The organism is Exiguobacterium sp. s89 (assembly GCF_018617735.1).
GTDB classification, from domain to species: domain Bacteria; phylum Bacillota; class Bacilli; order Exiguobacteriales; family Exiguobacteriaceae; genus Exiguobacterium; species Exiguobacterium marinum.
Genome location: NZ_JACSKS010000001.1, coordinates 148,563 through 169,324, shown reverse-complemented (window position 1 = coordinate 169,324; position 20,762 = coordinate 148,563). Strand labels below are relative to the sequence as shown.

The following is a 20,762-nucleotide window of genomic DNA, read 5'->3' as shown; positions in this document are numbered from 1 at the left end:
ACCTCACTTCACGCTGAAGAGCGGTTGACCGAACTCGACGAGATCGCCATCGGTGACTAGCACTTCTACGATTTCGCCACTGATTTCCGCTTCGACATCGTTAAACAATTTCATCGCTTCTAAAATACAGACAACTTGCCCAGACTCTATGCGTTCTCCAACGTTGACAAAAGCCTCTTTATCCGGGGCCGGACGCGAATAAAATGTTCCGACCATCGGTGATGTGATTGTACGATAAGACGCTTTTTCTGGCGCCAATTGTTCTATATTTTCTTCTACTTGAGGCGCAGGTGATGCAATTGCTTGTGTCTGCATGACTGGCACGCTTCCAGTTTGTTGCGTTTCTTTCTTCAATGACAGTTTGAAATCAGATGTCTCAAGCTCCATTTCATGGACAGATGATTGATCTAATAATTGAATGAGCTCTTTAATTTGATCGATTTGCATCTTTCTTACCCCCTGTTTATACCTGGTACTAATCTCTACTTCACTATAACTGGTCAGACCAATGAATGCAACGAGAAAAAAGAGCGTTCATTCATTCGAATGAACACTCTCTTTGATTAACCGTTGTAACGACCCATGAAATCTCCAGTACGTGTATCAACCGTTACTTTTTCACCTGGTTCGATGAAAAGTGGTACTTGGATCACATGTCCTGTTTCCACTGTCGCATTTTTCTTCACGTTTGATGCCGTGTCCCCTTTAACGCCCGGGTCCGCTTCGACAATTGTCAAGACGACGCTTGTAGGAAGTTCGATTCCAAGAATCTCACCCTCATAGTCTGCGATGCTAACTTCCATGTTTTCAAGCATGTAAGGAAGAGCCGCTTTAACTTGTTCGCTTGTCAATTCAAGTTGCTCGTATGATTCGTTGTCCATGAATACATACGTGTCACCCATTGGATAGAGATATTGCATACGTTTACGTTCGATATGCGCTCGTTCGATTTTTTCTCCACCACGGAACGTTGTTTCCTGAATCGCACCGTTACGCAAGTTGCGCATCTTCGTACGTACGAACGCCGCACCTTTGCCCGGTTTTACATGTTGGAATTCGATGACTTGCCAAATCGAACCGTCAGACGTTTTGACTGTCAATCCTGTTTTTAAATCGTTAACTGATACCATGTTAATTTCCTCCTAAATTCAGACGAGACTCACGCCTCAATCGTAATTAACTCTTTTGGCGACTGCGTTAGACGGTAGCATCCATCTTCCGTAATGACGACATCGTCTTCAATTCGGCAACCGCCGACACCGTTAATGTAAATACCCGGTTCGATTGTGACGACCATCCCAGGTTCTAGCACCGTTTCAGAACGGAATGATAATCCTGGTGCCTCGTGCACTTCCATGCCGAGACCATGGCCCGTCGAGTGACCGAAGTATTCACCGTATCCAGCTTCTTTAATGATGTCTCGTGTCAACGCGTCAGCTTCAATACCTGTGATACCGGCACGAGTACCTTCTACACCAGCGAGTTGAGCGCGAAGAACCGTATCGTAAATTTGATGTAATTCATCTGAGATTTCTCCGACCGCGAGTGTACGCGTGATATCAGAGCAGTACCCTTTATAGTATGCTCCAAAATCAAGTGTGACAAGTTCACCTGATTCGATGACTTTATCGCTTGCGACTCCGTGCGGAAGTGCCGAACGGAGACCTGAAGCGACAATCATATCAAATGATGACGAGTCAGCGCCTTTTGAACGCATAAACATCTCGAGTTCGTTCGCAACTTCTCTTTCGGTACGACCAGGACGGATGAACGTCTGGATGTGGGCATAAGCTGCATCAGCGATTGCCGCAGCTTCCTTCATAATCTTAATCTCTGATTCATCCTTAATCAAGCGCAGTTTTTCTACGATTCCTGCCGTCTCGATGAGATGTGCATCTACTTCTTTTTCATATGTCCGATACTGACCGATCGTCATTGCGTCTTGCTCGATTCCAAGACGTGTGATCGAGTCACGTGATACAACGTCAGCGACCGATTTAATAAGCGATGTATCCAATTCAACGATGTCGTATCCTTTTACTTGATCGTTCGCTTGTTCCGTATATCGGAAATCCGTGATAAAGCTTGCGGTTTTCGACGTGATGACGATAACGCCACTCGATCCGGTGAAACCAGATAAGTAGCGAATGTTTTCACGTTTTGTGACGAGCAATGCGTCAATCTCGTTTGATTCTAACTGTGCTTGCAGTTTGTTTACGCGTTCAATCATGTCGATTCCTCCAATGTTCGATTAGTGCATGCAATGCTAACGTATAGCTAGTGAGCCCAAATCCGGTGATTACTCCTAAGCAAACGCCTGCGAGTTTTGACTCGTGACGAAACACATCACGGGCATGCACGTTCGAGATATGTACTTCAACGACCGGGGCAGCGATAGCGGAGATGGCATCTCGAATCGCGATTGACGTATGCGTGTAGGCTCCCGCATTCAATACAACACCTTCGAAATCGTAGGCGTCGTGAAGGGCGTCAATCAACTCTCCCTCGTGATTCGATTGTTTGAACGTGAGTTCGACGCCCTCCGGTGCGACGAGCATTAATTCGGCAGCTAAGCCTTTTAACGACACGTTCCCATACACGTCTGGTTCACGGCGACCTAACAAGTTTAAATTTGGCCCATTCAACACTAAAATTCGCAATCTTCTTCCCCCTCGTTCGTCAAGTCTTATCTATTGTAACAAATTTATCGAAAGAACGTGAATCGAGCCTTCTACCCTTTCGTTTTTTTGATAAATCACGGTATAATTCAAGTACAACACTGTAAGAATCGAGGAAAGTGAATGAATTCTAAACAAACTATCCCTGTCGGGGGACAGGCACTTGTGGAAGGGGTCATGTTTCAAGGCCGTTCCGAGAGCGCATCTGCCATTCGACGAAAAGATGGGTCCATCGAAACGTTCGAGCAAGCACGCATCCTCGTCCCATGGGTTCAGTCCTTAAAAAAAGTACCGTTTCTAAGAGGAATCGTCGCACTCTATGAGTCGTTAAAGAATGGGTCTGCCCATATGAATTTTGCGAGTGATCGGTATGACGTTGACCCAAGTGAAGACGCGAGCCCGAACGATGAACAAAAGCAGAGCATTTGGATGATTGCCTTCGTCGCCATCATCGGCGTCATTTCATACGTCTTCGGCAAGTTGATTTTTAACGTGACACCAGCACTGCTCGCCGCAATGTTTCAAGACGTACCGATATTTTCTGGACACGTGATTCAAAACCTCCTTGAAGGGGGAATAAAATTAGTATTGTTGCTTAGTTACCTCTACTTGATTTCATTGACGCCACTCATCAAACGTGTCTTTCAATATCATGGGGCTGAGCATAAGGTCATCAACTGTTATGAGTCCGGACGACAGGTCACAGTCGAACATGTTCGTCAAAGCTCACGTCTTCATTATCGCTGTGGATCAAGCTTTATTTTGTTCACTGTCTTCGTGGGGATTGGCGTGTATATGATTGTGCCAATCGATCCGCTTTGGCTGCGACTCGTCAGCCGAATCGCACTCTTGCCAGTCGTCATCGGAATCTCGTTTGAAGTCCTTCAATTCACCAATCGCTTCCGCGATCATCGCTTTTTGTCATTCCTCGGAAAACCAGGTCTTTCGCTTCAGTTATTGACGACCCGGGAACCAAATGATGAACAGATTCAAGTTGCGATTGAAGCATTCGAAACGTGGGAACGAAAAGAGTTAGGAGAATCGGTCGTTCAGAGAGAGGGATAAGAGGAGGAAGCACCATGATCAGACAAAGAATTGGTTCGACCGCAGCAACCATCGTGTTTATCCTTGGCTTCATCGGGGTCGGACATATGCTCGCCACCGATCCAGGTCGCTTGTTTAGACAGTTGTTGTTCATCGGAATATTCGGGTTAGTCTTTTATGTGATCTATCGTTTCTTCATCGGTCGACGTATGTCTCCAGAGGATATGCGTTACCGTAAAACCGCACAAGCCTCTAAGAAACGGATGCAAGGAAACCGCGGCCCTCAAGTCAAACCTTCCGCATCTGCAAAAATCAAAAAAAGCAAAAAACCAGGTTCGAACGTTACAAAGTTGTCGAAACGCCCGAACGTACATCGAAGCAATCCTCCACATTTGACGGTAATCGAAGGGAAGAAAGGCAAGAAGAAAAAGAAAGCGAACATGTAAAAGGAGCGCCGCGGCGCTCCTTTTTAGGTTGTTTCTACATACCCGATATAAGGTAAGTTGCGATACTGCTCCGCATAATCGATGCCATAACCGATGACAAATTCATCCGGAATCTCAAAGCCAACATAGTCTGCGTCTAATTGCACGAGACGGCGAGCCGGTTTATCGAGAAGCGTACAGATTTTCAACTGTTTCGGTTGATGGAGTTCCATATGTTTGCACAGAAATTTCAACGTCTGCCCCGTATCGATGATATCTTCGATGATGACGACATACTTTCCTTCGACATCTAAATCAAGATCTTTCCGAAGTTGTACACTGCCACTCGAAACGGTCTTTTTCCCGTATGAAGATGTTGCGACTGTATCGAGTTGCACACTGCCTTTCATGTAGCGCATCAAATCGGCAGCAAAGACCATCGACCCTTTCAACACGGCAACGATGACAATCGGTGTCCCATTGGCATCTTTCTCAATTTCTTCTGCCAATTCTTTTACCCGGTCTCGAATTTGTTGTTCGTCAAATAACTTCCCTTTAATTTGAATCTCCATAATATCAGCGAATGTTCGCCGCCACCCCCTCAATATTCAATCCACGATTTATCTTAACATATTCCTAACCAAAATATATACATTCATTCGCAACTAACAATAATTCGTTCGTGTTTTGAAGAAACGAAGCGATAAAAAAAACGCCAATCGATTAAAATTGGCGTTTTTTTAAATTATTCTTCCGCAGCCCTCTCTTGTTCACGAAACTCTTTAAATTGATTCATGAGCTCCGGTTTATCCTCAAAGAATTCCACAAACTGAGTCATGCAATCGAGTGTATTTGAACTGAGGTGGTGTTCGATTCCTTCAACATCTTCATAGACGTCTGCCTCATCCACTCCGATGAGACGTAAAAAAGACTCGAGCATCGCATGACGCTCGACCAATCGCTTCCCTACTTTTTGACCTTTTTTCGTAAGCATAAGTCCACGATATTTTTCGTATACGAGATACTCTTCACGATCCAACTTTTGAACCATTTTCGTGACAGAGGAGGGATGTACTCCTAAATGTTCGGCAATGTCAGATACTCGCGCATATCCTTTTTCTGACATCAATAAGTAAATACGTTCTAAATAATCTTCCATACTCGGTGTCGGCATGGGCACGACCTCCCCTAATGTTCCGGTTTCCACTTTTTATTTTATCCTAACTAGAATGAAATCGAAAGGGAAAGCATTGATTGATTGAGTCAATCATTGTCTCATGACCTCAAATTCATTATAATGAGAGATGGTAACTTTGAAAGAGAAGGGAAGAACATCTATGGGACTCGAAACAATCCTCGTCATCCTCCTATGGGTTGCCTTGATCGCCTACATCGTATGGCGCTTCATGCCAGCTCGCGGGTTGAAAAAAATGAAACAAGAAGAATTCCGCGCTTCACTCCGTAAAGGACAATTGATCGACGTACGTGAACCGAAAGAATATAAAGCTGGTCATATCGTCGGCGCACGAAACATCCCGGTCGGACAAATGAAAATGCGTATGAAAGAATTGCGTAAAGATCAACCGATCCTTATTTATTGTCAAGGAAGCTCACGGTCTAACCAAGCAGCCAAGCTTCTCATGAAGAACGGATACAACAACATCTACATGCTCGAAGGTGGATTCAAAAACTGGAAAGGCAAAATTAAAAAAGCATAAAAATGAGCGGGACGACTGAGTCGACCCGCTCATTTTTATTTAACTGACGATGCTTCGCGACGTTCGTATTTTAAAATCGGTTTCCGAGCAGCGAGCGTCTCATCCATACGTTTGACGACCGTCGTATGCGGAGCCGTCTGAACGATTTCCGGATTTTCTTCCGCTTCTTTTGCAATTTGAAGCATCGCATCACAGAAAGCATCGAGTGTCTCTTTTGATTCGGTTTCAGTCGGTTCCACCATGATACACTCTTCGACATTCAACGGGAAATAGATGGTTGGTGGGTGATAGCCGAAATCAAGAAGACGTTTTGCGATATCGAGCGTACGAACTCCGAGTGCTTTTTGTCGTTTACCTGACAAAACGAACTCGTGTTTGCAATACGTATCGTACGGTACGTCAAACGCATCTTTTAATCGAGCGAACATATAGTTGGCGTTGAGTACAGCTTCTCGCGAAACACGCGTCAACCCTTCGGCACCCATCGTCTTGATATAGCTGTAAGCCCGAACATTGATTCCAAAGTTCCCATAGAACGGTTTGATTCGACCGATCGATTGTGGACGGTCGTAATCTAGACCATATCCATTTTCCGTCTTAGTTACGATCGGGGTTGGCAAGAATGGAATCAAATCGCGTTTGACACCGACAGGACCTGAACCTGGTCCACCTCCACCGTGTGGACCTGTGAACGTCTTATGCAAGTTTAAGTGGACGACGTCAAAGCCCATGTCTCCCGGACGCGCGATACCTAGGATTGCGTTCGAGTTCGCGCCGTCATAATACAATTTTCCACCAGCTTCATGGACCACTTTTGAAATCTCAAGGATGTCTGCTTCAAATAGTCCAAGTGTGTTCGGATTCGTAAGCATGAGCGCCGCTGTATCCGCTCCGACCTTCGCTTTTAAATCATCCAAATCAACGAGTCCACGATTGTCCGATTTGACCGTCACTGTCTCGAATCCAGCAACTACTGCAGAGGCCGGATTCGTTCCATGGGCAGAATCTGGGACGAGAACTTTCGTACGAGCCGTATCCCCGTTGCGCTCGTGGAATGCTTTAATCAACATGAGACCCGTCCATTCACCATGCGCTCCAGCTGCGGGTTGCAACGTGACCTCGTCCATACCTGTGATTTCAGCGAGTTGCTCCTGTAAGTCCACCATGAGTTCAAGTGCACCTTGAATCGTTTCCGCCGGTTGTAACGGATGAATATGCGCAAATCCAGGAAGACGAGCCATATCTTCGTTCACCTTTGGATTATATTTCATCGTACACGAACCGAGCGGGTAAAACCCTGAATCTACCCCGTGGTTTCGTGTCGAGAGCGCTGTGTAGTGACGGACGACATCAAGCTCAGACACTTCCGGAAGTTCAGCTACTTCTTTTCGAATCATCGTCGCCGGCAATAATGACTCGAGATCAACTTCCGGAACGGTTGGAGTCGGTAAGTTATATCCTGTTCGTCCTTCACGTGATACTTCAAAAATTAGCGTTTGTTCATGTTGCATCATTTCATCCCCCCGACCACTTCGACAAACTGATCAATCTCTTCTTTTGTACGTAATTCCGTCGCGCAAACTAACATTTGAGTCTGACGTTCCGCTTCGTACGTACCAAGCGGTAAACCGCCAATCATTCCATGTTCGAGAAGATGACGTGACACTTCCTCCGCGTCATGTCCGAAGTCAACGACAAACTCATTGAACATTGGACCTTCATCAACGATTTTGAATCCAGAAGCTTTTAATGCTTCTTTCATGTAATGGGCTGTTTGGATGTTTCGAACGGCCATGTCACGAATTCCGTATTTTCCTAAAGCCGACATTGTGATCGAAGCAGCTAATGCATTGAGCGCTTGGTTCGAACAGATGTTTGACGTTGCCTTATCTCGCCGAATGTGCTGTTCGCGTGCCTGTAACGTTAAGACAAATCCACGTTTTCCATCCTCGTCCACTGTTTGTCCAACAAGTCGACCAGGTAGTTTACGCATCAACGATTTTTTCACCGCGAAGTAACCACATGACGGACCACCAAAACTTTGCGGAATCCCGAACGGTTGTGCATCTCCGACTGTAATATCCGCACCAAGTGCACCTGGTGACTCTAAAATCCCAAGGGCAAGCGGGTTACTTGATACGACAAAGAGTGCGCCGGCGTCATGCGCTTGTTTCGCCAATTGCTCGAGGTCTTCAATTCGACCGTAGAAGTTTGGGTATTGCACGACGAGACATGACGCATCCGTCAAATCGAAATCAGATAGATCCGTTACACCATTCACTACGTCTGTGTATTCAACTGAAAGACCAGGCCCATCAGCGTACGTGCGAATAACATCTTTGGCTTCAGGATGAACTGCTCCTGAAACGACGACACGTTTTTTCTTCGTTTGAGCACTAGCTAAATACGTAGCCTCGGCAAGCGCAGTGATTCCGTCATACATCGATGAGTTTGCGACATCCATACCTGTCAATTCACAAATCATCGTCTGAAACTCAAACATTGCTTGCAGTTCACCTTGTGAAATCTCAGGTTGGTATGGTGTATATGCCGTATAGAATTCAGAACGCAAAAGCATATGGTTCATTACGGTCGGCGAAAGGTGATCATACATCCCTGCTCCAAGGAAGCTCGGGTATGATTTCGTATGCTTGTTTTTGTCAGCCAATTTCGTCATATGACGTACGAGATCAACCTCGGGAAGTGGTGAGCCGATTGCCGCAAGTGATGCTTTTTCACGAAGCGATTCTGGGATATCTGCGAGTAGCCCCTCAATCGAATCCACTCCGATTGTCTGCAACATGTCTCGCTCGTCTTGTTCAGTCATCGGTAAATAACGAAATTCCATTCTATTCATTCTGAATCCCCCTGTTTCATTTCGTCCGTTTATAGAAAGGTGTCGGTACGCGTTCCGCTTCAATCTTTTTGCCCCGAATGTCGATGACGAATCGTTCTTCATCTTTATAGCGTGCATCGACTCGTGCCCAAGCAATGGATTCATTAACCGTCGGAGGCATCGTACCGGTCGTGACGACACCTACCACATCACCATCGACTTCGACTTGCGCTCCTTGACGAGCGATCCCTCGCCCGAGTAATCTCAAGCCTACTAATCGAGTCGGAATGTTCTCTTTTTGAGAGACAAGCGCATCTTTCCCGATAAAATCCGTGTCTAACTTAACAGCAAAGTTGAGATTCGCCTCAAACGGTGTAACCGACTCATCTAGCTCATGTCCATAGAGCGGTAAGCACGCCTCAAAACGAAGTGTATCTCGTGAACCTAGTCCACAAGGGATAACGCCTTCTGATTCAAGAGCTTCCCAAACGGCAGAGATTCCTTCAGCCCGAGCATAGATTTCGAAACCATCCTCCCCTGTATATCCACTACGTGAGATAACAGACGGGACGCCTGCCACATCACCGTTTATAAACTTGAAGAACCCGATTTCCTTGAGTGTTACATTTGTGATTTTTTGAAGAATTGTTTCTGCGTTCGGTCCTTGGATGGCAATTTGACCGTACTCGTCAGACTCATTTGTCACAGTCACGTCACCATTGACGTACCTGCGAATATGCGCTTCATCTTTTTCGATATTCGAGGCGTTGACGACGAGCCAATAGGCGTCCTCATCTAAGCGATAGACAAGCAAATCATCCACCACTCCACCATCTTCAAGGCACAGAAGGTTGTACTGAGCTTGACCAACTTTAATTTTCGAGACGTCATTCGTCACGAGGTTCTGTACTTGTTCAAGTGCGTCTGGTCCCTCAATCCGAATCTCTCCCATGTGAGATACATCAAACATCCCCACGTTTTGACGCACAGCCAGATGTTCTTCCTTAATCGAAGAGAACAAAATCGGCATTTCGAATCCTGCAAAATCAACCATCTTCGCCTTCGGTTCAATCAATTCAAATAAAGGCGTACGTTTCAAAGTAACCCTTTCCATAATATCCCCCAATCCCGAACATAAATGATATTGTATTTGAAATCTTTCGTTTTCCATTTCACTTTAACAATTTTTAATCTATCTGCATAGTTAAAAAAGAGAAAAAGAAAAAGGATGAAAAACGAAAACGTTTTCATCCTCATTATTTCATATTTTTGTCTCGGTGGAAACGTCAGAGCGTTCGATTCCCGCCGTTCGTTTGATTTCATGCGTCAGCCCAACCGCCGCCTGCTTCAACTCGATTGATTCGTCTTTTGCCTTAACTCCGAAGTCCTTTATTTGAGTAATAGATCGGTTGACCGCATCCACATGTCCTTGAATCTCATTGACTTGCTGTCCAATCACGTCTGCTCGAATGTTAAACCGTTCCGTCAATCGATTCAACCGACCGATTTCTGACTTCATCTGCTTTTTGAACAAGAGATAACCATAGATGCCAAGACCGATTAATGACAGTACAATAATTGCGAGATTGATCCAAATCATGCCTTTCCCTCCTTCAAACGGATAATGTGTTCAGCGATGTCTTGAGGTGTACGTGACGCATCGACCGACTCGTCCGCTTCCCGATACAACGCGTCACGTCGTTTATATAATGATTGAACTTCTACTTGTCCTTTTTTCACGAGTGGTCGATTAGAATCCTTGATGCGTTCCCAGCAGTCTTCAAACGGCAGATTCAAATGAATCATCGTGCCACGTTCGCGCATCCAACTTATGTTTTCAGGACGTTCAACTACTCCGCCACCTGTCAAAACGTAATCAGCATCAACTCGTTGCAGTGCCTCTGTTTCGACATCACGAAACGCCTTCTCACCATATCGGTCAAAATATGTAGCGATGTCCATCCCAGTCATGGCTTCGATTACCGAATCAAGGTCCGCCACTTCACCAGATTCTTTGAAAAAAGAAAGCAAGGTAGACTTACCTGTACCCATAAATCCTACAATGTAAAACGGTTTGTCATTCATAAGCCATCACCTCTTTATGCCGTTCACCAGATGTCAACACCATCTCCACTTCCGTTCGATTCGGTGCAATCGGACGACATGTCACCGTCCCCGTCGGTTTAGTGAGTGTTACTGGTTGATTGCCACAACGTTCTTTTGCCAACAACAAGTGGGATTCAAAACGTATGGCCAATATCTCATCTGAGATTCGTCTCGTCGTTCGTTCAATATCAGTATACCAAAATAACGCGGCCCCAAGTAGCCATACAACGATTGTCAAGGTGACAATGAGGAAGAATCCCCGTTCATACACATCACGTGCCGCTCTCTTTTGAACGACGAATCGGTCCATGAAATTCGAAATCCTTTTCCAATCGATTCGACATGGTACTGATCGATTCCTCTTAAAAATAGCAAGTTCCCCCCTCCGTCTCCAACCATGACCAAATTCCCATTCAACTGTTTAATCGTCCATGGCCATACCTCATCATCCGACTTAACAAATTCTCCTCGTAAGCGACCGGCGTCTACACGGCAATTTTCACTGTTTATCAAACGTCGTACAATCAGTTGCGGTGTCGTATGATGATTCCATTTAGGCTGTTCGTAGAGCTTTTGACCAAGCAGCATCAATTCCGCTAACAATAAGATAAATATCGGAAGAATCAGCAATACTGCCGTCATCTCAATCATAGTAAACCCTTGTTCACAACGTCGGCAAACAGAATCCTTTTTCACACACTTGCTCGCGACCAGACGGTTCAGCAGCTTCAAGTAGCACCTCTCCTTGTAAACGTTCATAGGTGAACAACGTTTCACTCATTCGGTCGATCCGCTCGTTCCCCTGCACGACAAATGATGTCAAAATGAAGACCCATCCCATTATCACTGCTAGACTTACACTCAATTCCCATAAAGAAAAACCCGCTTCATTCCTCCTCACGAATAATCACCTCCGGCTCATACGTTCCGATTCGAAATTTGAGCGTCACAGACGTCTTTCCACTTACAAACTTCCATTGCCCTGCATAGGAAGCCGTTGCTTGTGAAAATGTCAAAGTATTATACGTCGGGAGATATAGAGTTATTCCCGATGGTACGTCTACCTCTCTAATTAACGTCAGACCACACACGATCAGATAGGTTTGCTGTTGGGATATCCAAATCAACTTCGGAACACAACTCCCATTTTCAGAAATATAGGGGTACTGCCCCGCTTCTTGAATATTGGCAACTAAGGAATCTGTGAAATCATAGAGCTCTAGTCGCTCAAACGGTTTTGCTACCGGGATACTGATTAGTAGGAGAAACGATAATATAACAAGGACCCATGTTATTTCGACGAGTGTATATCCTTTCATCGCTTTATGAGAGAACCATCAAGAGGTGAATATGTATACTCTGACGATTGACAGCTGTATACGAGTGGGTCTGTTGAGGAGTCGCGTTTTATCACTTCTAATGTTGCAGGGTAAGATTTATGCTCGGCATAGTATAAGTTGATTTCTGACTCGACGATACGTACACTGCCTTCACAACTAACTTGGTCTGCCCGCGATTTCCCTTCTGTTAGGGATGGGACGAGTAATAAGAGCAGAACCGATATAATCAAAAGGACAGCCGCCATCTCAACTAGTGTGAATCCATGTTCTTCCTTCATTTCCTTTTCCCCCTTCATAATTGAGCCATGATGAGCTTGACCGGTAAATACAATGTATAAAATAAAACTGCAATCATCATACTAATTACGCCATACAATATCGGCTCCACTTTTTCAATCAAACTACGACTGTAAAGTTCCATTTCTTCGAATACAAGTTCTCGGTGAAGCGACATGAGTTCACCAAGTTCACCACTCATCGCTCCTACCCCTAACAGACCGACGACCTCATAATCAATAAACGGCTCACATTTCACGGCGGCTTCAAGACCTTCTCCATCTGACATGCGACAATGGATTCGTTTAGCCATCTTAGCCATCTCCCCATCTTCATCTGCTAGACGACTGATGATCTGCCTGATGTTCGTTTCAGTATTTTGGAGTAGTGATAACTCACTAACAAATACATACGTCAAATACAGCGTCTTTCCATGGTTCCATGTGTAAAAGGGAAGCTCAATCCCTCGTCGATACATTCCGAACATTAGTGCCCCAGACGTTAAAACTACACAAAATAGTGTTGGGAAGAACCACCGTGACAATAGAATCGAAGCTACACCATTTTGCAACGAGACATCGACCATTCCCATCAGTTTCGGAAAAATATATAGCGCGTAAATCATCCCTAGAGAAAGGAGAATAAAAAAAATGATCAATGGATAGCGAATCAATCTTTTTAATTCTTCTTTCAGTCGTTGACGCATCTCCAACACTAAGGCGACTTGATGTAACCCATCAATAAACCGACCACTTCGCTCTGCCGTGTTCAAAATCTCTCGCATTTGCGGATTAGTGATGATTACCGAGAACACTTCAGCCAAATTCGTACCTGTTTCAAGTAACGCCCTCATATCCCGAACCTTGTCTTTTTTCGCTCCTTTTTCATGGTATTCGAGTGTTTCCATCGTCACTTTCAGTGACACACCTCGGGATTGCAATCGCAGAAAGCGGTGAATCAATTGAATCGGAGGATTCATTGATGAGTTGCCCATTCACAAGTCACCCCCTGATTCCGGGTCAGCACACACCAATGTCTCTGGATGGAAGTCTTCCCAAGTAATTGTTCAATTCTTCTCTCTCCATCTTGAATGGACGCTGTATGAAAAGTGGTGATTGTCAAATGTCCACTTAGTGCCGCATCGTATGCGACAGTCAACTCTTCAACGGTTCGTACTTCCCCAATCACGATAATGTCCGGATCCGCCCTCAATGTTTCTTTCAATAATTGTCGATGGCTTAGTCCTGCTTTAGTATTCACTTCCAATTGAATCACGCCGTCGACCATTTGTTCAGGAGGGTTTTCAATGGTAACAATCCGTTCTTGTTTTAAATAATTTAACAATGCATACATCACTGTCGTCTTACCCGCTCCTGTAGAGCCACCAATAAATAAAAGTCCGTTTCGTTCTCGTGAAGCAGTCATTTTTTGTAAACGTTCCACATCTTGTGATTGCAATAATTGAGGGAGATTGAACGTCTGATGTGGAATCCTCCATGACATCAACGTTTGCTCAAATGAAGGAAGAAAAGTCACACGAATTACTTCTTGATTTAATTCGTATACGCCTGACTGAGGAAGCCGTTGATTCGTTTCAGGTAATGAACACCAATAGCGCATATGCCACGTGAGTCGATTGTATTGACCTAAGTCCATTGACTGAAATTCGACTAATCTCATGGCCGATCGGACTTGAACCTTCACCCGATGAGCATCCGGTAAAAAATGAAGATCGGTCGCACCGGCTTGCCGGGCTGCGACCATCAGTTCTTCAATGAATTCTTTCATCTCGTTCACCTCGGTTCAAGCATAAAAAAAAACCCACTATGTCGAAAGTGGGCTTGTCTTAAGAAACTTGAACCGAAACCGTATTATGGCGACGCGCATATGTTTCGATTGAAACCTTGTCATATCCGACAATCACTTCTTTTCCATCCGTTAGAATCGGACGTTTCAACAATTTCGGATTTTCGCTCATCAATTTGAGTAGCTCGCTTAACTTCAAATCTTCTACATCAACGTCGAGTTGCTTGAAGGCTTGACTTCTCGTCGCTAAGAGGGAATCAACACCTTCTTCACTAATTGCAAGTAATTGTAACAACTCATCAACAGTCGGTGCATCTCTGAAAATATGACGTTCACTCACTTGAAGCTCTTGATCCTGTAAAAACGCTTTCGTTTTTCTACAAGAAGTACAGCTTGGATACGTATAAAACATTAGTTCTGATGACATTTTTATAATCCTCCCTCATTCAACTTTTTACTTCGTTCAGTTTGTATAAGTTGATTATACACTTATACACCCACTTTGTATATGTTTTGTACAACTTTATTAAAAATTTGTACAACTTTTTTATCAGAATGATTTCACATATTTTTCACGATTATTTTGCGCAATTCTCACGTTTCCATAGCATTTTTTCGAATGTGTTGGTAAAATAGTGAATGAGAATGGAATAATGCACGCATGGGGGGATTAACATGGCAAGAATGTTTCGTGTCCTAGGCTTTTGGACTGGGCTAGTGGCGGCACTTGCTTTCGTAGGCGCACTAGGCGGCGACCAAAGTAGTAGTGAACATACTGGTGACTTTATCGTTATGGGACTTGTCTTCTTAGCACAAACGATTTTCTTTGTCGCTCTAGGTTACTTAAAGTTAACTGAAAAAACGTATGTATATGTCTTTGGGGCGTATTTGACAATTTTCTTCGTTGTCTTTACGTATTGGAGCAACTTCCAAATGTAAAAAAAGATTGTCTCACCGGAGACAATCTTTTTTTACTGTTTGAAGAAAGGGTTTGTCCGCTTCTCATCTTCTAACGTTGTCCGAGGACCATGTCCAGAGTAGAGAACTGTCGAATCAGGAAGCAATTGCTTCATCCGATCGATTGATCCCATTAACGCCTTTTGATCCCCCCCGAACAAGTCGGTTCGTCCAACAGACTGTTTAAATATCAAATCACCACAAAATGCAACTTCTTCATCCTTCATGTACAAGACAACACTTCCCGGGGAGTGACCCGGCGTATGATAGAGCCGGAATGCGATGCTCCCAACGACCAGCATATCGCCTTCGTATGTCTTTTCTGCCGGTTTCATTGCCGGAACTGGTAGATTGAATGCGGCCGCCCCATTCTTTTCTCCATCCGTCAACCAACTTGTTTCAAAACGGTGCACGTATACGGGTATTTGATAGCGCTCACGAAGTGCATCAATTCCACCGATATGATCAAAATGCGCATGAGTTAATAAAATCGCAGAAGGTTTACCGAAATGTTCGATCACTTCAAAATACCTTGGATCATCTGTTCCTGGATCGATTACAACGACAGTTCCGTCTTTTTCAAGAACATATCCATTCTCTTGTGCTAAGCCAGACGTAATCTTCTTAATTTGCATTTGATTCATCCCCTTCTTGTTCAAAACAATATTGTGGCAAAATTGTATCGATGTCAACCTTTGCTCGACAGCGCCCCAATAATCGGATAAAATAATAATGATATTTCAGTGAAATTTTTATGAATTTCATGACGTATAATTAAAGGGGGAACTCGTCATGCATTTGTATGAACCGTTCGGATGGATTTCCGTCATCGTCGCCATTGTGGCTGTATGGGGAATGCTTCGTTCATTCCAAAAACGCCAATTCTTTCCGCTCGTATTTGCAGCTTTAACTGTACTCGTATTCGGATTCTTTGGGATCGCCACATTGATTTACGGCGGAATTCCAGGTTAATGATTTGCAGCAAGAAATCAGCAAGCGACTTCGGTCGCTTTTTTTGTGTCAAAAATCAACCTGATGTACAGTTTTCGATTGACTCACCTGATTCATTTTTAAGAAAAGGATAGAAACACTGTCCTCTACAAAAAAAGAACCAAATCACATAAAGTGATTCGGTTCTTCATCAACTAATCGCTTATTCTTTCGTCTGCTCTTTAAAACGGAGTAAGTCAGAATAGATTAAATCATCGTTCATCTGTAATATCTTTTCCGCTTCCTCTGTGATCGGACCACATAGTGACGTGTCTTCTACAACTTCACCAGATGTAGCATTATAACATGTCGATTGTGTCCAGACATATTCATCCGTCACGACCGTACCATCACGGAAGATTGCACGACTGTTTCGGTTTTCTGAGAATAAATCATTCCCGAAACCGATTGTGTCCGACGTATCGATTCCAAGTAAATGCAAGATTGTCGGTTTCATGTCAACATGACTTCCGATTGTTTCATGCACTTCACCATTCTTCTGATCCGGTAAATGAATAGCGAATGGTACTTGTTGTAATTTCGCAACATCGAAAGGTGTTAATTCTTCTTTTCCAAGCAACTCTGCCATTGCACTATTGTGGTTTGTTGAGATTCCATAATGATCACCATAGACGACAAAAATCGTGTCATCCCACATATCGTTCTCTTTTAATTGTTCAATAAAGAGACCGAGTGCATAATCTTGGTACGCAAGTGCTTGCGGGAAATTATTCAATGTTGTCGAACTTGTTTCAAACTTTGGAACGAGCTCATAGTCTTCACTTGGCATCGTATATGGGAAGTGGTTCGTTAATGTGATGAACTTCGCATAATACGGCTCTGGTAGTTCTTGGAGCATTGGAATAGATTGCTCGAAGAAACTATCATCCAAAAGACCCCATTCTGTCATATTTTCTGGATTCCCAAGGTCATAACTCTTCTCATCAAAGAACTGATCGACCCCGACGTTTTTATACATTTGATCACGGTTCCAGAACGATTTATTGTTCGCGTGGAACACAGCTGAATAATAATTATCTTCTTTGATCATCTCAGAAAGTGCTTGGTATTCATTATCGGCATTTGTAAAGTATACGGCACCACGTGGAAGACCGTATAGCGAGTTATCGAGTGCAAACTCAGCGTCCGAAGTCTTCCCTTGACCAACTGTGTGGTAATAGTTCGGCCAGTAGTGAGACTCCTCAATCAGTTTGTTTAAGTTTGGGGTGATATACTCTCCGTTTGGCGCCTTCATGTTATGTGTGAAGTTCTGTGCCGATTCGAACGAAACGACAATGACATTCTTCCCTTTATACTTACCGAACAAATCTGGATTCGGTGCAGCATAATTTTGACGTGTGAACTGTTCAATCGTCGCAAGCTCTGATTCATCAGCCATCGCTTTTTGAGCCGATGTTTTCGTTTGGAGCATCGCATCGTATACGTGGAAGTTGAAAGTACCGATGTTTTTCACGAGTAGTTCACGGTCAAATGAACGAGTCAACAATTCAGGACGTTCTGTTTCTGCGAGCGAAAGGTTGAACAAGAATACTGACACAGCTACAACGAATGTGACGAGCGCACGTCGGTGTGAGGCAGCGTTCTCTTTCATGTTCATCCGCCATAAGATGAATGGTAAGACGAACACATCACCAAGAACGATTAAATCTTTCCATTCAAGAAGTGAAGTGAACGAAGTCGATAACGTTTCCATGTTCGACGGTTGCATAATGACAGGCATCGTCAAGTAGTCCGTGAATTCCCGATAATACACGGCATCTGCAAACAAGATAAACGATGCAATTGCGTAAAGCGTGTAAAGCACCCATTTTTGTTTGTTCCCTTTAAAAAAGAAGTGGAAGGCAAACAAGAATAGTGTCGAACTGATTGGGCTAATCAGTAAGATAAAAGCTTGTGCAGTGTTTTCGATCGGAATGTTGAAGAAAAATTGATAGACGATATACGTCTTCGTCCAAAGCAATAACGTAAAAATCCAAAATAGACGATATTCTTGAAACGAAGCGCGGACCGTGTCGTTCAGTCTCGTTGATAGCTTCGAGAAGCGTTGAGATGAATTCATCTGACGGTCTCCTCCTCTTTTCAGTTTTCGGCATGGGTTTATTTAGCCATTATTTTTTATATTTGTTTACATATTGTACAATTCGGATTGAATAGTACAGATCCAGTATCAAGTTCAAATCTTACTCCTTTTTTAATAAAAAATCAACTGTGGCGTTACAAATTTTACAATTTACCATACCCTTTTCCATAATAAAACACGCCTGCAAAGTGCAGACGTGCTCGTGTTATACGCGTGTTGGAAGGAAGTGTTTCCGTGCTAGCCAAGCACATCCGATCACACCGGCATCATTTTCAAGTTCTGCAATTTTAAACGACGTCGACTCGTATACGCGTTCGAGCGCGAAACGTTTGAATTGAGCATCAAGTGGTTCGAGTAACGCGTGACCCGCTTTAGAAACGCCACCACCGATGACAATCATTTTCGGGTTGAGTGTGTTTGCGATATTTGAGATGGTCAATCCGAGATATTCGGTCATCTCATCGATTACTTCTGCCGCAATCGAGTCACCGGCTTTATATGCCTCAAACACGTCACGCGCTGTTACGTCTTTCAATTCATTCAACGTGGTGTCTTGATTTTTTCGCTTCTGTAGGGCTAAACGTGAAATACCGGTCGCAGAGGCAATCGTTTCAATACATCCAAGACGACCACAACCACACTTAACAGCCTTATTTTCATCTCGCTCCACTGTAATATGTCCGATTTCTCCAGCCATGCCCGCTGTTCCGTGAACAATATTTCCATTTGTGATTACGCCACCACCGACACCCGTTCCGAGCGTGATTGCCAATAGTTCAGATGCACCTTCACCGGCACCTTTCCACATTTCACCGAGGGCTGCTGCGTTTGCATCGTTTTCGAGAACAGCCGGAAGTCCAACCGCTTGTTCGAACTCACTGACAAGGGCGAAATCTTTCCACCCGATGTTCGGCGAGTATTCGACAACTCCTTCCGAGAAGTTAATGAATCCAGGCGCTCCAATCCCCGCACCCGCGAAATCCTCTTTTTTCTTCCCGGATGTCTCAAGATATGTTTCAAAAGACGTTGCGATGTCCTTTGGAATATGTACACCATTCTCCCGAATATCCGTTTTGACTTCCCACTTATCAGAAATGATGCCGTTCATGTCTAAAACAGCTATCTTCACCGTTGTACCACCGATGTCGATACCTAATAACCATTTCATACCGTTCACTCCTCATCTCAACTAAATCGCTTTCATTGACTAGTGTACACTATTATCCCCTTAGTGCAACCCTTTGCACTAAGGGGATTTCTGTCAATCTATTGAATTTTTCAATTCGTGAGTCAAAATGATTTTGGCCGTATCATAAACGCGTTGTTCGATGATGCCCCCTTCATACATTTCGTCTAGTTCCATCATCATGAGTGAGATTTCAGCATCCCGCTCCCCAATATAAATAATGGTCCCGAACGATTTTAAAAACTGTTGGACATCATAAAAATTTTTCATGCTTCTTCCTCCATCGTTGTCAATACATAACGATACAACAAATCACGTGTCGCTTCCATTGATGACGTGTGTGTCCGTTCATAACTATGACTTGATTCGATCCCCGGGCCAATCAATGCATGTTTCACATCATAGCCTGCACGAATAGCAGCGGACGCATCTGAGCCGTAGTACGGATAAATATCTACTTTATAAGCGATTTCATGTTTTTTACAGAGAGACGTAAATGTTCTTCGAAGTTCGATATCGTATGGTCCCGAAGAGTCTTTGGCACAAATCGAGACAGTATACTCATCTGAATGTTGTCCATCCCCAAGCGCACCCATATCAACGGCAATGTATTCTACGACGTCTTCCGGGATGCCCGCGTTGCCTCCAAACCCGACTTCTTCATAATTGGAAATCAAGAAGTGTACGGTGTGCGGTAAGTCATAACGGACCAGGTCTTTTGCGAGATCCAATAAAATGGCGACAGATGCTTTATCATCCAAATGGCGTGATTTCACGTATCCTGAAGACGTCACCTTGAAGCGGGGGTCAAACGAGACAAAGTCACCCACTTCGACTCCGAGTGCTGTCACGTCTTCCCGCGAATGCACCTTTTCATCCAATCGAACTTCAATATTCGAAGCAGAACGTTCAGCTGAGTTCGTGTCCTTATAAACATGTACACTCGACTGATGGATGAGGATCGTTCCCTCAATCGCATCGCCTTCTTCTCGATGAATGAGACAATTCTCACCTTCAATCGCTGTCCAAGCGTATCCTCCAACTTGCGTCAAACGCAAGCGTCCACTCGGCAAGATATCTTTAACCATCGCACCTAACGTATCAACGTGCGCCGTCAAGAGCCGCGCCTCTTTTGAACGCCCAGGAAATGTTGCAAGTAATGCCCCTTTATGTAGCCGAGACGTGCTGACATTGAGTGCTTGTAATTCTCGCTCTGCGAATCGAATGGCCTCTTCCGTCATCCCAGACGGACTCGGAATGTTTACTAATGTTTTTAGTGTATCAATCATTGAAATCTCT

Annotated in this window: 28 protein-coding genes; 5 read left to right on the top strand and 23 right to left on the bottom strand. The window is 44.1% G+C overall.

The window, feature by feature from the left end:
- Nucleotides 1-3 precede the first annotated feature (3 nt).
- The 4 genes from accB to aroQ all read right to left on the bottom strand — a co-directional run bounded on the left by accB (nt 4) and on the right by aroQ (nt 2,660).
- The gene (gene accB, locus KNO96_RS00845) at nt 4-447 is read right to left on the bottom strand and encodes an acetyl-CoA carboxylase biotin carboxyl carrier protein (RefSeq protein ID WP_026825739.1); all 444 of its coding nucleotides are present in this window, start codon (nt 445-447) and stop codon (nt 4-6) included.
- A 116-nt stretch (nt 448-563) separates the two neighbouring features.
- The gene (efp, locus tag KNO96_RS00840) at nt 564-1,130 is read right to left on the bottom strand and encodes an elongation factor P (protein WP_026825738.1); all 567 of its coding nucleotides are present in this window, start codon (nt 1,128-1,130) and stop codon (nt 564-566) included.
- 29 nt (nt 1,131-1,159) lie between these two features.
- Nucleotides 1,160-2,227, bottom strand: a complete 1,068-nt coding sequence (locus tag KNO96_RS00835) for a M24 family metallopeptidase (protein WP_214702821.1) — start codon at nt 2,225-2,227, stop codon at nt 1,160-1,162.
- On the bottom strand, nt 2,223-2,660 hold the full coding sequence (aroQ, locus tag KNO96_RS00830; protein ID WP_214701866.1) for a type II 3-dehydroquinate dehydratase: 438 nt from the start codon (nt 2,658-2,660) through the stop codon (nt 2,223-2,225). The genes KNO96_RS00835 and aroQ overlap by 5 nt, the downstream gene beginning before the upstream one ends.
- Nucleotides 2,661-2,801: 141 nt before the next feature.
- On the opposite strand from aroQ, the gene KNO96_RS00825 reads away from it, so the two are divergent.
- Nucleotides 2,802-3,743, top strand: a complete 942-nt coding sequence (locus tag KNO96_RS00825) for a DUF1385 domain-containing protein (RefSeq protein WP_214701865.1) — start codon at nt 2,802-2,804, stop codon at nt 3,741-3,743.
- 14 nt (nt 3,744-3,757) lie between these two features.
- Nucleotides 3,758-4,168: an SA1362 family protein gene (locus KNO96_RS00820; protein ID WP_026825734.1), complete on the top strand. Its 411-nt coding sequence runs from the start codon at nt 3,758-3,760 to the stop codon at nt 4,166-4,168.
- A 23-nt stretch (nt 4,169-4,191) separates the two neighbouring features.
- On the opposite strand, the gene hpt is transcribed toward KNO96_RS00820, so the two are convergent.
- Nucleotides 4,192-4,719, bottom strand: coding sequence for a hypoxanthine phosphoribosyltransferase (hpt, locus tag KNO96_RS00815; RefSeq protein ID WP_026825733.1), 528 nt, complete (start codon nt 4,717-4,719; stop codon nt 4,192-4,194).
- A 173-nt stretch (nt 4,720-4,892) separates the two neighbouring features.
- Nucleotides 4,893-5,321 (bottom strand): transcriptional regulator MntR, encoded by a 429-nt coding sequence (gene mntR, locus KNO96_RS00810; protein ID WP_026825732.1) that lies wholly within the window; start codon nt 5,319-5,321, stop codon nt 4,893-4,895.
- A 163-nt stretch (nt 5,322-5,484) separates the two neighbouring features.
- Here mntR and KNO96_RS00805 point away from each other — a divergent pair, with 163 nt between their 5' ends.
- Nucleotides 5,485-5,865, top strand: a complete 381-nt coding sequence (locus tag KNO96_RS00805) for a rhodanese-like domain-containing protein (protein WP_026825731.1) — start codon at nt 5,485-5,487, stop codon at nt 5,863-5,865.
- A 35-nt stretch (nt 5,866-5,900) separates the two neighbouring features.
- On the opposite strand, the gene gcvPB is transcribed toward KNO96_RS00805, so the two are convergent.
- The 12 genes from gcvPB to KNO96_RS00745 form a co-directional block, all read right to left on the bottom strand.
- Nucleotides 5,901-7,376 (bottom strand): aminomethyl-transferring glycine dehydrogenase subunit GcvPB, encoded by a 1,476-nt coding sequence (gene gcvPB, locus KNO96_RS00800; protein ID WP_483297747.1) that lies wholly within the window; start codon nt 7,374-7,376, stop codon nt 5,901-5,903.
- Nucleotides 7,376-8,713 carry an aminomethyl-transferring glycine dehydrogenase subunit GcvPA gene (gene gcvPA / locus KNO96_RS00795; RefSeq protein WP_214702819.1) on the bottom strand — a complete coding sequence of 446 codons (1,338 nt, stop codon included), beginning with the start codon at nt 8,711-8,713 and terminating at the stop codon, nt 7,376-7,378. Before gcvPA ends, gcvPB begins: the two co-directional genes overlap by 1 nt.
- Nucleotides 8,714-8,738: 25 nt before the next feature.
- Nucleotides 8,739-9,815 carry a glycine cleavage system aminomethyltransferase GcvT gene (gcvT, locus tag KNO96_RS00790; protein WP_214701863.1) on the bottom strand — a complete coding sequence of 359 codons (1,077 nt, stop codon included), beginning with the start codon at nt 9,813-9,815 and terminating at the stop codon, nt 8,739-8,741.
- Nucleotides 9,816-9,962: 147 nt separating this feature from the next.
- A complete protein-coding gene (locus KNO96_RS00785; protein WP_214701862.1) occupies nt 9,963-10,301 on the bottom strand; it encodes a hypothetical protein in 339 nt (112 codons plus the stop codon).
- The gene (locus tag KNO96_RS00780) at nt 10,298-10,786 is read right to left on the bottom strand and encodes a shikimate kinase (protein WP_214698979.1); all 489 of its coding nucleotides are present in this window, start codon (nt 10,784-10,786) and stop codon (nt 10,298-10,300) included. Before KNO96_RS00780 ends, KNO96_RS00785 begins: the two co-directional genes overlap by 4 nt.
- On the bottom strand, nt 10,779-11,078 hold the full coding sequence (locus tag KNO96_RS00775; protein WP_084483586.1) for a hypothetical protein: 300 nt from the start codon (nt 11,076-11,078) through the stop codon (nt 10,779-10,781). The genes KNO96_RS00780 and KNO96_RS00775 overlap by 8 nt, the downstream gene beginning before the upstream one ends.
- Nucleotides 11,042-11,503: a prepilin-type N-terminal cleavage/methylation domain-containing protein gene (locus KNO96_RS00770; RefSeq protein ID WP_353047582.1), complete on the bottom strand. Its 462-nt coding sequence runs from the start codon at nt 11,501-11,503 to the stop codon at nt 11,042-11,044. Before KNO96_RS00770 ends, KNO96_RS00775 begins: the two co-directional genes overlap by 37 nt.
- Entirely contained in the window at nt 11,472-11,630 is a 159-nt protein-coding gene (locus KNO96_RS00765) for a hypothetical protein (protein WP_251125032.1), read from the bottom strand. The genes KNO96_RS00770 and KNO96_RS00765 overlap by 32 nt, the downstream gene beginning before the upstream one ends.
- Nucleotides 11,631-12,122: 492 nt before the next feature.
- Nucleotides 12,123-12,425, bottom strand: coding sequence for a prepilin-type N-terminal cleavage/methylation domain-containing protein (locus KNO96_RS00760; RefSeq protein WP_034770995.1), 303 nt, complete (start codon nt 12,423-12,425; stop codon nt 12,123-12,125).
- 14 nt (nt 12,426-12,439) lie between these two features.
- On the bottom strand, nt 12,440-13,417 hold the full coding sequence (locus tag KNO96_RS00755) for a type II secretion system F family protein (RefSeq protein ID WP_214701858.1): 978 nt from the start codon (nt 13,415-13,417) through the stop codon (nt 12,440-12,442).
- Entirely contained in the window at nt 13,399-14,211 is an 813-nt protein-coding gene (locus KNO96_RS00750; protein ID WP_026825720.1) for an ATPase, T2SS/T4P/T4SS family, read from the bottom strand. The genes KNO96_RS00755 and KNO96_RS00750 overlap by 19 nt, the downstream gene beginning before the upstream one ends.
- A 58-nt stretch (nt 14,212-14,269) precedes the next feature.
- A complete protein-coding gene (locus KNO96_RS00745) occupies nt 14,270-14,656 on the bottom strand; it encodes a Spx/MgsR family RNA polymerase-binding regulatory protein (protein ID WP_034770992.1) in 387 nt (128 codons plus the stop codon).
- 248 nt (nt 14,657-14,904) lie between these two features.
- On the opposite strand from KNO96_RS00745, the gene KNO96_RS00740 reads away from it, so the two are divergent.
- Entirely contained in the window at nt 14,905-15,168 is a 264-nt protein-coding gene (locus tag KNO96_RS00740; protein WP_012726597.1) for a DUF2626 domain-containing protein, read from the top strand.
- A 32-nt stretch (nt 15,169-15,200) separates the two neighbouring features.
- On the opposite strand, the gene KNO96_RS00735 is transcribed toward KNO96_RS00740, so the two are convergent.
- On the bottom strand, nt 15,201-15,821 hold the full coding sequence (locus tag KNO96_RS00735; protein ID WP_214701857.1) for an MBL fold metallo-hydrolase: 621 nt from the start codon (nt 15,819-15,821) through the stop codon (nt 15,201-15,203).
- Nucleotides 15,822-15,978: 157 nt separating this feature from the next.
- On the opposite strand from KNO96_RS00735, the gene KNO96_RS00730 reads away from it, so the two are divergent.
- The gene (locus KNO96_RS00730) at nt 15,979-16,158 is read left to right on the top strand and encodes a DUF2759 domain-containing protein (RefSeq protein WP_026825717.1); all 180 of its coding nucleotides are present in this window, start codon (nt 15,979-15,981) and stop codon (nt 16,156-16,158) included.
- A gap of 181 nt (nt 16,159-16,339) precedes the next feature.
- Here KNO96_RS00730 and KNO96_RS00725 read toward each other — a convergent pair whose 3' ends face one another.
- From KNO96_RS00725 to KNO96_RS00710, 4 genes are all read right to left on the bottom strand, one after another.
- Complete coding sequence (locus KNO96_RS00725) at nt 16,340-18,256, bottom strand: LTA synthase family protein (protein ID WP_026825716.1); 1,917 nt, start codon at nt 18,254-18,256, stop codon at nt 16,340-16,342.
- A 226-nt stretch (nt 18,257-18,482) separates the two neighbouring features.
- Entirely contained in the window at nt 18,483-19,445 is a 963-nt protein-coding gene (locus KNO96_RS00720; RefSeq protein ID WP_214701855.1) for an ROK family glucokinase, read from the bottom strand.
- 93 nt (nt 19,446-19,538) lie between these two features.
- Complete coding sequence (locus KNO96_RS00715; protein ID WP_026825714.1) at nt 19,539-19,733, bottom strand: YqgQ family protein; 195 nt, start codon at nt 19,731-19,733, stop codon at nt 19,539-19,541.
- Entirely contained in the window at nt 19,730-20,752 is a 1,023-nt protein-coding gene (locus tag KNO96_RS00710) for a M42 family metallopeptidase (RefSeq protein ID WP_214699000.1), read from the bottom strand. Before KNO96_RS00710 ends, KNO96_RS00715 begins: the two co-directional genes overlap by 4 nt.
- Nucleotides 20,753-20,762 lie beyond the last annotated feature (10 nt).

What these genes read in the sequence shown, in the direction of transcription:
- mntR (WP_026825732.1), bottom strand. Translation starts at nt 5,321, where the DNA reads ATGCCGACACCGAGTATGGAAGATTATTTAGAACGTATTTACTTATTG.
- KNO96_RS00755 (WP_214701858.1), bottom strand. Translation starts at nt 13,417, where the DNA reads ATGGGCAACTCATCAATGAATCCTCCGATTCAATTGATTCACCGCTTT.
- KNO96_RS00760 (WP_034770995.1), bottom strand. Translation starts at nt 12,425, where the DNA reads ATGAAGGAAGAACATGGATTCACACTAGTTGAGATGGCGGCTGTCCTT.
- KNO96_RS00710 (WP_214699000.1), bottom strand. Translation starts at nt 20,752, where the DNA reads ATGATTGATACACTAAAAACATTAGTAAACATTCCGAGTCCGTCTGGG.
- KNO96_RS00740 (WP_012726597.1), top strand. Translation starts at nt 14,905, where the DNA reads ATGGCAAGAATGTTTCGTGTCCTAGGCTTTTGGACTGGGCTAGTGGCG.
- KNO96_RS00785 (WP_214701862.1), bottom strand. Translation starts at nt 10,301, where the DNA reads ATGATTTGGATCAATCTCGCAATTATTGTACTGTCATTAATCGGTCTT.
- KNO96_RS00720 (WP_214701855.1), bottom strand. Translation starts at nt 19,445, where the DNA reads ATGAAATGGTTATTAGGTATCGACATCGGTGGTACAACGGTGAAGATA.
- KNO96_RS00750 (WP_026825720.1), bottom strand. Translation starts at nt 14,211, where the DNA reads ATGAAAGAATTCATTGAAGAACTGATGGTCGCAGCCCGGCAAGCCGGT.
- accB (WP_026825739.1), bottom strand. Translation starts at nt 447, where the DNA reads ATGCAAATCGATCAAATTAAAGAGCTCATTCAATTATTAGATCAATCA.
- KNO96_RS00805 (WP_026825731.1), top strand. Translation starts at nt 5,485, where the DNA reads ATGGGACTCGAAACAATCCTCGTCATCCTCCTATGGGTTGCCTTGATC.
- KNO96_RS00820 (WP_026825734.1), top strand. Translation starts at nt 3,758, where the DNA reads ATGATCAGACAAAGAATTGGTTCGACCGCAGCAACCATCGTGTTTATC.
- KNO96_RS00780 (WP_214698979.1), bottom strand. Translation starts at nt 10,786, where the DNA reads ATGAATGACAAACCGTTTTACATTGTAGGATTTATGGGTACAGGTAAG.
- gcvPB (WP_483297747.1), bottom strand. Translation starts at nt 7,376, where the DNA reads ATGCAACATGAACAAACGCTAATTTTTGAAGTATCACGTGAAGGACGA.
- KNO96_RS00745 (WP_034770992.1), bottom strand. Translation starts at nt 14,656, where the DNA reads ATGTCATCAGAACTAATGTTTTATACGTATCCAAGCTGTACTTCTTGT.
- gcvPA (WP_214702819.1), bottom strand. Translation starts at nt 8,713, where the DNA reads ATGGAATTTCGTTATTTACCGATGACTGAACAAGACGAGCGAGACATG.
- efp (WP_026825738.1), bottom strand. Translation starts at nt 1,130, where the DNA reads ATGGTATCAGTTAACGATTTAAAAACAGGATTGACAGTCAAAACGTCT.
- gcvT (WP_214701863.1), bottom strand. Translation starts at nt 9,815, where the DNA reads ATGGAAAGGGTTACTTTGAAACGTACGCCTTTATTTGAATTGATTGAA.
- KNO96_RS00735 (WP_214701857.1), bottom strand. Translation starts at nt 15,821, where the DNA reads ATGCAAATTAAGAAGATTACGTCTGGCTTAGCACAAGAGAATGGATAT.
- KNO96_RS00725 (WP_026825716.1), bottom strand. Translation starts at nt 18,256, where the DNA reads ATGAATTCATCTCAACGCTTCTCGAAGCTATCAACGAGACTGAACGAC.
- KNO96_RS00715 (WP_026825714.1), bottom strand. Translation starts at nt 19,733, where the DNA reads ATGAAAAATTTTTATGATGTCCAACAGTTTTTAAAATCGTTCGGGACC.
- KNO96_RS00825 (WP_214701865.1), top strand. Translation starts at nt 2,802, where the DNA reads ATGAATTCTAAACAAACTATCCCTGTCGGGGGACAGGCACTTGTGGAA.
- KNO96_RS00730 (WP_026825717.1), top strand. Translation starts at nt 15,979, where the DNA reads ATGCATTTGTATGAACCGTTCGGATGGATTTCCGTCATCGTCGCCATT.
- hpt (WP_026825733.1), bottom strand. Translation starts at nt 4,719, where the DNA reads ATGGAGATTCAAATTAAAGGGAAGTTATTTGACGAACAACAAATTCGA.